At 51.3% G+C, this 11,229-nt stretch carries 10 protein-coding genes, 1 rRNA gene and 1 other annotated feature; of the genes, 6 read left to right on the top strand and 5 right to left on the bottom strand.

The features are described 5' to 3' along the window. Nucleotides 1-36: 36 nt before the first annotated feature. Nucleotides 37-411, bottom strand: a complete 375-nt coding sequence (locus tag WC7_RS08460) for a DUF2799 domain-containing protein (protein ID WP_016154068.1) — start codon at nt 409-411, stop codon at nt 37-39. Nucleotides 412-626: 215 nt separating this feature from the next. On the opposite strand from WC7_RS08460, the gene aroF reads away from it, so the two are divergent. Beyond that, a complete protein-coding gene (gene aroF, locus WC7_RS08465; RefSeq protein ID WP_016154067.1) occupies nt 627-1,697 on the top strand; it encodes a 3-deoxy-7-phosphoheptulonate synthase AroF in 1,071 nt (356 codons plus the stop codon). 10 nt (nt 1,698-1,707) lie between these two features. Then, the gene (tyrA, locus tag WC7_RS08470) at nt 1,708-2,829 is read left to right on the top strand and encodes a bifunctional chorismate mutase/prephenate dehydrogenase (protein WP_016154066.1); all 1,122 of its coding nucleotides are present in this window, start codon (nt 1,708-1,710) and stop codon (nt 2,827-2,829) included. A 101-nt stretch (nt 2,830-2,930) separates the two neighbouring features. On the opposite strand, the gene pheA is transcribed toward tyrA, so the two are convergent. The 4 genes from pheA to bamD all read right to left on the bottom strand — a co-directional run bounded on the left by pheA (nt 2,931) and on the right by bamD (nt 5,687). Next, complete coding sequence (gene pheA / locus WC7_RS08475) at nt 2,931-4,091, bottom strand: bifunctional chorismate mutase/prephenate dehydratase (protein WP_016154065.1); 1,161 nt, start codon at nt 4,089-4,091, stop codon at nt 2,931-2,933. A 22-nt stretch (nt 4,092-4,113) separates the two neighbouring features. After that, nucleotides 4,114-4,239: a sequence feature (Phe leader region), on the bottom strand. Next, complete coding sequence (gene pheL / locus WC7_RS26770; protein ID WP_100250063.1) at nt 4,191-4,238, bottom strand: pheA operon leader peptide PheL; 48 nt, start codon at nt 4,236-4,238, stop codon at nt 4,191-4,193. Its footprint overlaps the feature before it by 48 nt. 102 nt (nt 4,240-4,341) lie before the next feature. After that, nucleotides 4,342-4,680 carry a ribosome-associated translation inhibitor RaiA gene (gene raiA, locus WC7_RS08480; protein ID WP_003031244.1) on the bottom strand — a complete coding sequence of 113 codons (339 nt, stop codon included), beginning with the start codon at nt 4,678-4,680 and terminating at the stop codon, nt 4,342-4,344. 269 nt (nt 4,681-4,949) lie between these two features. Continuing rightward, the gene (bamD, locus tag WC7_RS08485) at nt 4,950-5,687 is read right to left on the bottom strand and encodes an outer membrane protein assembly factor BamD (RefSeq protein ID WP_016154064.1); all 738 of its coding nucleotides are present in this window, start codon (nt 5,685-5,687) and stop codon (nt 4,950-4,952) included. A gap of 131 nt (nt 5,688-5,818) precedes the next feature. Here bamD and rluD point away from each other — a divergent pair, with 131 nt between their 5' ends. From rluD to WC7_RS0124620, 4 genes are all read left to right on the top strand, one after another. Next, complete coding sequence (gene rluD / locus WC7_RS08490) at nt 5,819-6,799, top strand: 23S rRNA pseudouridine(1911/1915/1917) synthase RluD (protein WP_016154063.1); 981 nt, start codon at nt 5,819-5,821, stop codon at nt 6,797-6,799. Continuing rightward, complete coding sequence (gene yfiH / locus WC7_RS08495; RefSeq protein WP_016154062.1) at nt 6,796-7,527, top strand: purine nucleoside phosphorylase YfiH; 732 nt, start codon at nt 6,796-6,798, stop codon at nt 7,525-7,527. Before rluD ends, yfiH begins: the two co-directional genes overlap by 4 nt. A gap of 129 nt (nt 7,528-7,656) precedes the next feature. Beyond that, entirely contained in the window at nt 7,657-10,230 is a 2,574-nt protein-coding gene (clpB, locus tag WC7_RS08500) for an ATP-dependent chaperone ClpB (protein WP_016154061.1), read from the top strand. A gap of 416 nt (nt 10,231-10,646) precedes the next feature. Next, nucleotides 10,647-11,229, top strand: a 16S ribosomal RNA gene (locus WC7_RS0124620); the annotation flags it as partial.

Raw genomic sequence — 11,229 nt, 5'->3', positions numbered from 1 at the left:
TTAAATCTTAGTAATTTATAAAATATAAGCTATTGTTTAATTTAATCTTATTGAGGCAGCACCTTCGTTTGCTCCTTTTTGCCAGGCACTGTGTAACTGGTCAATATTTTCGACCGTATCACAACTTGGGGGAAAGGTTTTCCCGGTCAAACCTCTGGCGTAAACAAAATCCGGCTGGCAGATTTTACGTTGTCCCTCGGCATAACCCTTAAGATATTCCGTACGATCGACTTCGGGGTCATTGTAGTTGTCGGCAAGAGTTTCATTATCTTTAACGGCATACCCCGAAATGGCATCTTGTATTCCGGCGTCGTACCAGGCGGTTCCCGTCCATGTGGGGGCGTGGGTATAAGGATCTATCTGACATCCGCTAAGAAGTAATAGAAATAGGGTGCTGATGAGTTGCTTCATTGCCTGTACTCCCTCGTTTTTTTAAGCATAGTGGATCTCAATATCGGATGGTGTAAATTTTAATGTACGCAACAGAGGGCGTGTTCTGTCATTAAATTGCATTCTGTAAATTAAAATTTACGGTTTGTGGATTGAAATCTTTACCTGTTGTGTTATCGTTATCACCTCCTCGCTGAGGATCAACTATCGCAAACGAGCTAAACAGGATCACCATCATGCAAAAAGACGCGCTGAACAACGTACATATTACCGACGAACAGGTTCTGATGACTCCGGAGCAGCTGAAAGCTGAATTCCCGCTGAGCCAGGCGCAAGAAGCGCAAATCTCCCAGTCGCGTAAAACCATTTCAGATATTATCTCTGGTCGCGATCCGCGCCTGCTGGTGGTATGTGGCCCGTGTTCCATTCACGATCCTGAAATGGCTATTGAGTACGCTCGTCGGTTTAAAGCCCTTGCCGCAGAGGTCAGCGATAGCCTCTACCTGGTGATGCGCGTCTATTTTGAAAAACCCCGTACCACCGTCGGCTGGAAAGGGTTAATTAACGATCCTCATATGGATGGCTCTTTTGATGTTGAAGCCGGCCTGAAAATTGCGCGTCAGCTGCTGCTTGAACTGGTGAATATGGGACTACCGCTGGCAACTGAAGCGCTGGATCCCAATAGCCCGCAATACCTTGGCGATCTGTTTAGCTGGTCTGCAATCGGTGCGCGTACCACGGAATCGCAGACTCACCGCGAAATGGCTTCCGGTCTTTCGATGCCGGTCGGCTTTAAGAACGGTACTGACGGTAGCCTGGCGACCGCCATCAACGCGATGCGCGCGGCGGCACAGTCGCACCGCTTTGTTGGTATTAACCAGGCCGGACAGGTTGCACTGCTGCAAACTCAGGGTAACCCGGACGGTCACGTGATCCTGCGCGGTGGCAAAGCGCCGAACTACAGCCCGGCAGATGTCGCCCAGTGCGAAAAAGAGATGGAGCAGGCGGGACTACGACCTTCTCTGATGGTAGATTGCAGTCATGGTAACTCCAATAAAGATTACCGCCGCCAGCCTGCCGTGGCTGAATCCGTGATTGCACAAATCAAAGATGGCAATCGCTCGATCATTGGCTTGATGATTGAAAGTAATATTCACGAAGGCAACCAGTCTTCTGAACAGCCGCGTAGCGAAATGAAATACGGCGTGTCTGTAACTGATGCCTGCATTAGCTGGGAAATGACGGATGCGCTACTGCGTGAAATTAGCCAGGATTTAAACGGCCAGCTGTCGGCGCGTGTAGCATAAGAGGTTGGTTATGGTTGCTGAATTGACCGCATTACGCGATCAAATTGATGAAGTCGACAAGGCGCTGCTGGGTTTACTGGCACGTCGCCTGGAGCTGGTGGCCGAAGTCGGTGAAGTAAAAAGCCGCTTTGGGCTGCCTATCTACGTGCCGGAACGGGAAGCCTCTATGCTGGCCTCCCGCCGGGCGGAAGCGGAAGCCCTTGGCGTGCCGCCGGACCTGATTGAAGATGTGCTGCGCCGGGTTATGCGCGAGTCTTACTCCAGTGAGAACGACAAAGGATTTAAAACGCTTTGTCCTTCTCTGCGACCGGTGGTGATTGTCGGCGGCGGCGGTCAGATGGGACGTCTGTTCGAAAAAATGCTCACCCTGTCAGGTTATCAGGTACGGATCCTGGAACAGCAGGACTGGGATCGTGCGCCGGAGATCGTCTCTGATGCTGGCATGGTGATCGTCAGCGTGCCGATCCACGTCACTGAGCAGGTGATCGCCAAATTACCGCGTCTGCCGTCCGACTGCATCCTGGTGGATCTGGCTTCGGTGAAAAATGGTCCTTTGCAGGCGATGCTGGCGGCGCACGACGGCCCGGTGGTGGGATTACACCCCATGTTTGGCCCGGACAGCGGCAGTCTGGCAAAGCAGGTCGTCGTCTGGTGTGACGGACGCCAGCCGGAAGCCTATCAGTGGTTTCTGGAACAGATTCAGGTGTGGGGCGCGCGACTGCATCGGATCAGTGCTGTTGAACACGATCAGAACATGGCATTTATTCAGGCATTGCGTCACTTTGCGACCTTTGCTTACGGTCTGCATTTAGCGGAAGAGAATGTTCAACTGGAGCAGTTACTGGCACTCTCTTCGCCGATTTATCGCCTTGAACTGGCGATGGTCGGACGTCTGTTTGCCCAGGATCCGCAGCTCTATGCCGATATCATTATGTCGTCTGAGAGTAACCTTGCGCTGATCAAACGCTACTACCAACGTTTTGGTGAGGCGATCGGTTTACTGGAGCAGGGCGATAAGCAAGCGTTCATCGACAGCTTCCGTAAGGTGGAGCACTGGTTTGGTGATTATGCGAAACGCTTCCAGAACGAAAGCCGTACTTTGTTGCGCCAGGCTAACGATAGTCGCCAATAAATACGATGCTTGATGGCAACGCTGATGCGTTGTATCAGTCATACAAGGATCGGCTAAATAGAATGCCGGATAAGCGTAGCGCCATCCGGCATTGTCAAGCGTTAGCTTGGATCGACCGGCACCACATTCTCACTTGGATAGCAGCCAAGTACTTTCATCGAGCGCGTAATCTCACCTAACTCCTTCAATGCTTTTTGCATCTGGGGTGATTCCAGGTTGGCCTGGATATCAAGATAAAACATTTCCTCCCACGGATTGCCGTGAATCGGGCGTGACTCCAGTTTAGTCATAATCAGATTATGGTTGCGCAGTACCAGCAGAGCTTCTACCAGCGCACCGGCTTGTTGTCCTGTCGCCATCAGCAACGTGGTTTTTGCTGGCACCTGATCGGAAACATTGATTGCCTTGCGCGCCAGTACCACGAAGCGGGTGATGTTTTGCGTCTGATTAGCTTCGATATGCTCGAGAACCTGCAAACCGTATAGTACGCCTCCGGCTTCGCTCCCCAGAGCCGCCACGCGCGGTGAGTTAGCCTGCGCAACTTTTTCCATCGCCGCCGAGGTGCTTTCGGTGTACTCAATCTTCCAGTGCGGGTAACGACTCAGGAATTTGCTGCACTGCTGGAATGGCTGCGGATGGCTATATACCGTTTCAATGGTCTCGAGATCTGTCGTGCCGGACACCAGTAGGCAGTGGTCAATCGTGATAGTCATCTCGCCAACGATAGACAGGCTGGTGTGCTGTAGCAGGTCGTAAACATCGTTAATCCCACCGGAACTGGTGTTTTCAATCGGAACCACGGCGTAGTCAGCTTGTCCGGTTTCGACCTGATTAAAGATATCGGCAAATTTCGCGCAGCCGCTTTCTATAAATTGTTCAAAATGGCGGGCAGCATACTGACGTGCGGCAAGATGAGAATATGACCCTTTTGGCCCAAGGAAAGCAACGCGTGCTGAGTGCGGGTTAATTTTGTTCAGATGCTGCTGGAGCAGTGCCTGCTGAGTCAGGACGGAGTCTTCGATTATGAGCTGGAACAGGCGAGTGATGTAGTGAGCATCAAGATGATGTGCTTTGCCAAGCTGAATCAGTCGGTCCAACAGATCGCGCTCACGGTCGATATCACGAACTGGACGATGTGAAAGCAGCTTAGCTTTGCCAACTTCTACGGCCAGTCCACGTCGCTCAGCCAGCAGGGCCAGTAATTTTTCATCCAGCGTGCTGATCTTATCGCGCAGCGCCAGCAATGGGTTTTCCGATGTCATAGTGTTGCCTTTCTTGTTATCAATAAAAAAGGCCCCCCGTTGTGGGAGGCCTTATTGTTCGTCTTCGCATTCTTTATCACACGACGAAACGCCTCCCATTCAGGGGAAGGTAAAAAAGAATGCGAAGAAGAACGGGACAAGTTTCATGTAATTTTCCTTTGGCTACGTCAGTAAAGTACCCGTACTGTTTTCACCCTGTCAACAAAAAACGCGCCCGGAGGCGCGTTGGCGATACACTCAATGTAAGGGACTACTCTTCTTCTGCTTCGACGAAGTTGGCGTCTTTGACTGAAGTTGTTGCACGACGGGCTTCGCCTTTGTGCTGCACTTTATTGAGCTGCCGTTCCAGCTTGTTGATCAAATCGTTAATTGCGGTGTACATATCCTCGTGTTTTGCGCTGGCGACCAGATGTCCGTTCGGTGTATTGATGGTGGCATCAGCAATGAAACCCTGCGGCTCCTTAGACAGAATGATATGTGGATTAATCAGATGAGTTTGCCATTTTTCGAGTTTGGCGAGACGGTCTGCGACATGCTGGCGAATTGCCGGAGTAATTTCCATTTGTTTACTGGTAATGTTCATTGTCATAAATTTTACCTCTTGTCTTTCCCGTCTTGGTGATTCCAGCATACCGTTCCTAATGTCAAAATGTGTGATATTAATCACATTTTTTTGTCGCTTTTTGTCAAGAAAACCTTTTTGTGAGGCACCGCAGGAACAAGCGATTTTTTACTTGAGGAATACCTGAAAGCAGGCCATATTTGATGAGATGCGTTGCAGCTAAACCGCTTCAGTTGTGGCGTTTACGGATAAAAAAAACGGCAGCCTTTGGGCTGCCGTTTGCATTCTGAGATAAATCAGGTATTGCTGCTGTTGGCGGCAATGATTTTCGCTACTTTTTCTGCCTGCGCATTCATCTGCATCTGGCGATAAGCATTTTCCATTAACGGCAGGGCATTGCGTGTTGCCTGGGTATCCGGGAAGTCGCGCAGCATGCCTTCCACACGGTTTACCACGGCAACCCATGCACCGCGGGCAGTGTAGTATTCCACAACGGAATATTCATACTTCGCCAGACGGTCTTTCAGGAATACCAGACGTTTGGTGGCGTCAGTGGTGTACTGGCTGTTCGGATAGCCACGTACCAGTTTGGAAAAGTCATTAAACGCAGCTCGGGCATGTTGCGGATCGCGATCGCTGCGATCAACACCAAAGAATCCTTGCAGTGCGCTATCATCCAACGCCATATTGGTCAGGCCACGCATATACATGACATAATCAATGTTAGGGTGTGTCGGGTTAAGACGAATAAAACGATCGATGGCAGCCTGAGCAAGTGGCAGATCGGCGTTTTTGTAGTAGGCGTAGATGAGATCTAATTGCACCTGCTGAGAATACGGTCCAAATGGATAACGGTTATCCAACGCTTCTAATTGCGTTATTGCCTGTTTCCAGTTACCGTCCTGCAGCTTTTGCTGAGCAGTCGCGTAGATTTCATTTGGCGGATTATCGGGCACCTCTTCCTTTGAACCAGAGCAACCCGCCAAAAACAGGCTCAACGTGGCTGCTGCCACCAGATATTTCATGCGCGTCATGACGTTTTGACTTTCCTCAAAATGTTTTACGGGAGATTCTCTGTTCCTGCTCCCGGTTAAGACCAGCTACAATAGCACACTATATTAAACGGCAAAGCCGTAAAACCCAACGTTAAACGAAGAAGCAGTTTATGGCACAACGAGTAGAACTCACCGCAACAGTCTCCGAAAATCAGCTCGGTCAACGCTTAGATCAGGCTTTGGCCGAATTGTTCCCTGATTATTCGCGATCGCGCATAAAAGAATGGATCCTTGACCAGCGCGTACTGGTAAATGGCAATCTTTGCGATAAACCGAAAGAAAAAGTGTTGGGTGGAGAGCGCGTCTCCATCACTGCAGAAATTGATGAAGAGGTTCGTTTTGAACCTCAGGATATCCCACTGGATATCGTTTATGAAGATGACGATATTCTTGTCATCAACAAACCCCGTGACCTCGTAGTGCATCCGGGCGCCGGTAATCCTGATGGCACGGTATTGAATGCATTACTGCATTACTACCCGCCAATCGCGGATGTTCCACGTGCTGGTATCGTGCACCGTCTGGATAAAGACACGACCGGATTAATGGTGGTGGCAAAAACCGTTCCGGCGCAAACGCGTCTGGTGGAGTCGCTGCAACTGCGTGAAATTACCCGTGAGTACGAAGCCGTGGCGATTGGTCATATGACGGCAGGCGGAACCGTTGAGGAACCGATTAGCCGCCACCCGACCAAGCGTACGCACATGGCGGTACACCCGATGGGGAAACCGGCGGTGACGCACTATCGCATTATGGAACACTTCCGTGTGCACACGCGTCTGCGGCTGCGTCTGGAAACCGGACGTACGCACCAGATCCGCGTGCACATGGCGCATATCACCCATCCGCTGGTGGGCGATCAGGTCTACGGGGGTCGTCCGCGTCCACCGAAAGGCGCTTCTGACGAATTTATCTCCGTTCTGCGTAAGTTCGATCGTCAGGCGCTGCACGCGACTATGCTGCGTTTATATCACCCAATTTCAGGTATCGAAATGGAATGGCACGCACCGATTCCACAAGATATGGTGCAATTGATTGAAGTGATGCGCGCTGATTTCGAAGAACATAAGGATGATATTGCCTGGCTATGAGTAAGCTAATTGTCCCGCAGTGGCCGATACCGCAAGGTGTTGTGGCGTGTAGTTCTACCCGTATTGGCGGTGTTAGCATGCCGCCTTATGATTCGCTGAATCTGGGCGCCCATTGCGGCGACAACCCGGAGCATGTTGAAGAGAACCGCAAGCGGCTGTTTGCTGCGGGCAATCTGCCGTCAAAGCCAGTCTGGCTGGAGCAGGTCCACGGTAAGGATGTCCTGAAACTGACCGGCGAGCCTTACGCCTCCAAACGTGCGGATGCTTCTTACAGCAATACGCCGGGCACCGTGTGTGCAGTGATGACGGCCGACTGTCTGCCGGTGCTGTTTTGCAATCGCGCTGGAACGGAAGTCGCGGCGGCACATGCGGGTTGGCGCGGATTATGCGCAGGCGTGCTGGAAGAGACGGTGGCGTGTTTTGCCGACAAACCTGAAAACATTATTGCCTGGCTAGGCCCGGCGATTGGCCCGAACGCGTTTGAAGTGGGAGCAGAAGTTCGCGCAGCGTTCATGGCGAAAGATCCGCAAGCGGACCTCGCATTTGTACCGCATGGTGATAAATATCTGGCGAATATTTACCAGCTTGCGCGTCAGCGTCTGGCAAATATCGGAGTAGAGAACATCTACGGCGGCGACCGTTGCACCTTCAGCGAAAGTGAGACGTTCTTCTCTTATCGTCGCGACAATACCACGGGTCGTATGGCAAGTTTTATTTGGCTGATATAACCTAAAGAATCAAGACGATCCGGTACGTGTAATTTTCTTTTCACATAATTCAGGTCATTCACCTTGAATAATTGAGGGATGACCTCATTTAATCTCCAGTAGCAATTTTGACCTGTTATGGGAGGAGTTATGCGTCTGGATCGTCTTACTAATAAATTCCAGCTTGCTCTTGCCGATGCCCAGTCACTTGCATTGGGGCACGACAATCAATTCATCGAACCACTTCATCTAATGAGCGCCTTGCTGAATCAGGAAGGGGGATCGGTACGTCCTTTATTAACGTCTGCTGGCATTAATGCTGGCCAGTTACGTACAGCCATTGACCAGGCGTTGAGCCGGTTGCCGCAGGTAGAAGGTACCGGCGGTGATGTGCAGCCTTCTCAGGATCTGGTGCGTGTACTGAATCTTTGCGACAAGCTGGCGCAAAAACGTGGGGACAACTTTATTTCGTCAGAACTGTTCGTACTGGCGGCGCTTGAGTCACGCGGTACGCTGACCGATTTACTAAAATCAGCAGGTGCGACGACCGCGAATATCACTCAGGCAATTGAACAAATGCGTGGAGGTGAAAGCGTGAATGACCAGGGGGCTGAAGACCAACGTCAGGCCTTGAAAAAATATACCGTCGACCTGACCGAACGTGCCGAGCAGGGCAAACTCGATCCGGTTATCGGCCGTGATGAAGAAATTCGCCGTACCATTCAGGTACTGCAGCGTCGTACTAAAAATAACCCGGTGTTAATCGGCGAACCAGGTGTTGGTAAAACGGCCATCGTTGAAGGGCTGGCCCAACGAATTATCAATGGTGAAGTGCCGGAAGGCTTAAAAGGTCGCCGTGTGCTGGCGCTGGATATGGGCGCGCTGGTGGCTGGGGCCAAATATCGTGGTGAGTTTGAAGAACGCTTAAAAGGCGTGCTGAACGATCTCTCGAAACAGGAAGGCAATGTCATCCTGTTTATTGATGAGCTGCATACCATGGTTGGGGCGGGTAAAGCCGATGGCGCAATGGACGCCGGGAACATGCTGAAACCGGCGCTGGCACGCGGGGAACTGCACTGTGTAGGCGCAACAACGCTTGATGAATATCGCCAGTACATCGAAAAAGATGCGGCGCTGGAACGTCGTTTCCAGAAAGTATTTGTAGCCGAGCCTTCAGTAGAAGACACCATTGCGATTCTGCGTGGCCTGAAAGAACGTTATGAGCTGCACCACCATGTGCAGATCACTGACCCGGCGATTGTTGCGGCAGCTACGCTGTCTCACCGCTATATTGCCGATCGTCAGTTGCCGGACAAAGCTATCGACCTTATCGATGAGGCGGCATCCAGCATTCGTATGCAGATTGACTCCAAGCCGGAGGAACTCGACAGACTCGACCGCCGTATTATCCAGCTCAAACTGGAACAGCAGGCATTAATGAAAGAGTCTGATGAGGCGAGTAAAAAACGTCTCGATATGCTCAACGAAGAGCTGGACGATAAAGAGCGCCAGTATTCTGAATTAGAAGAAGAGTGGAAAGCTGAAAAAGCATCCCTCTCGGGAACGCAAACTATCAAGGCTGAGCTGGAGCAGGCGAAAATCGCCATCGAACAGGCGCGTCGCGTCGGCGATCTGGCGCGGATGTCTGAACTGCAGTACGGCAAAATTCCTGAACTGGAAAAACAGCTGGAAGCAGCCACCCAGTCTGAAGGCAAAACCATGCGTCTGCTGCGTAATAAAGTCACGGATGCAGAAATTGCAGAAGTGCTGGCGCGCTGGACCGGTATCCCGGTTGCTCGCATGCTGGAAGGCGAACGGGAAAAACTGTTGCGTATGGAGCAGCAGTTGCACAGCCGCGTGATTGGCCAGAACGAAGCGGTGGAAGCCGTTTCTAACGCCATCCGTCGTAGCCGTGCTGGCTTGTCCGATCCAAATCGCCCGATTGGTTCATTCTTGTTCCTCGGCCCAACCGGTGTCGGTAAAACTGAACTGTGCAAAGCGCTGGCAAACTTTATGTTCGACAGTGATGATGCCATGGTGCGTATCGATATGTCCGAGTTTATGGAGAAACACTCGGTGTCTCGTCTGGTCGGGGCGCCTCCGGGATATGTCGGCTATGAAGAAGGTGGATATCTGACAGAAGCGGTACGTCGCCGTCCTTACTCTGTCATCCTGCTGGATGAAGTGGAGAAAGCGCACCCGGATGTGTTCAATATTCTGTTGCAGGTGCTTGACGATGGTCGTCTGACTGACGGGCAGGGGAGAACGGTCGACTTCCGTAATACGGTTGTCATCATGACCTCGAACCTGGGGTCCGATCTGATTCAGGAACGCTTCGGTGAGCTGGACTACGGCCACATGAAGGATATGGTCCTGGGCGTCGTGAGCCATAATTTCCGCCCGGAATTCATCAACCGTATAGATGAAGTTGTTGTATTCCATCCGTTGGGTGAGCAGCACATTGCTTCTATTGCACAGATCCAACTGCAACGTCTGTACAAACGTCTGGAAGAGCGTGGCTATGAAATTCATATCTCTGACGAGGCGCTTAAACTGCTGAGTGCGAATGGTTACGATCCGGTGTATGGCGCACGTCCACTCAAACGTGCTATCCAGCAACAGATCGAAAACCCGCTAGCGCAGCAAATTCTGTCTGGTGAGCTGATTCCAGGCAAAACGATTCGGCTGGAAGTGAATGACGATCGCATTGTGGCAGTGCAGTAAGTCACAAAACGACAATAAACGAGCCCTGCGGGGCTCGTTTTTGTTTAAAAACAAAGCAAAAATCAATGTAATGGTTGAAAAGTAGTCGCTTGATAAGTTTTTTGTATTTTTAACTTGTCAGCCTGAAATAACTCCCTATAATGCGCCTCCACTGACACGGAACAACGGATTACAAACCGCCGGGTCAGCGGAGAAAAGCGAAAATAAACGCTTGACTCTGCAGCGGGATGGCGTAATATGCACACCCCGCGCCGCTGAGAAAAAGCGAAGCGGCACTGCTCTTTAACAATTTATCAGACAATCTGTGTGGGCACTCGAAGATACGGATTCTTAACGTCGCAAGACGAAAAATGAATACCAAGTCTCTGAGTGAACACGTAATTCATTACGAAGTTTAATTCACGAGCATCAAACTTAAATTGAAGAGTTTGATCATGGCTCAGATTGAACGCTGGCGGCAGGCCTAACACATGCAAGTCGAACGGTAGCACAGAGGAGCTTGCTCCTTGGGTGACGAGTGGCGGACGGGTGAGTAATGTCTGGGAAACTGCCCGATGGAGGGGGATAACTACTGGAAACGGTAGCTAATACCGCATAACGTCGCAAGACCAAAGAGGGGGACCTTCGGGCCTCTTGCCATCGGATGTGCCCAGATGGGATTAGCTAGTAGGTGGGGTAACGGCTCACCTAGGCGACGATCCCTAGCTGGTCTGAGAGGATGACCAGCCACACTGGAACTGAGACACGGTCCAGACTCCTACGGGAGGCAGCAGTGGGGAATATTGCACAATGGGCGCAAGCCTGATGCAGCCATGCCGCGTGTATGAAGAAGGCCTTCGGGTTGTAAAGTACTTTCAGCGAGGAGGAAGGTGTTGTGGTTAATAACCGCAGCAATTGACGTTACTCGCAGAAGAAGCACCGGCTAACTCCGTGCCAGCAGCCGCGGTAATACGGAGGGTGCAAGCGTTAATCGGAATTACTGGGCGTAAAGCGCACGCA

This window comes from Citrobacter sp. KTE151 (assembly GCF_000398845.1).
Taxonomy (GTDB): Bacteria; Pseudomonadota; Gammaproteobacteria; order Enterobacterales; family Enterobacteriaceae; genus Citrobacter; species Citrobacter braakii.
Note: the sequence above shows the minus strand (reverse complement) of the source record. Positions and strands in the feature narration are given on the sequence as shown.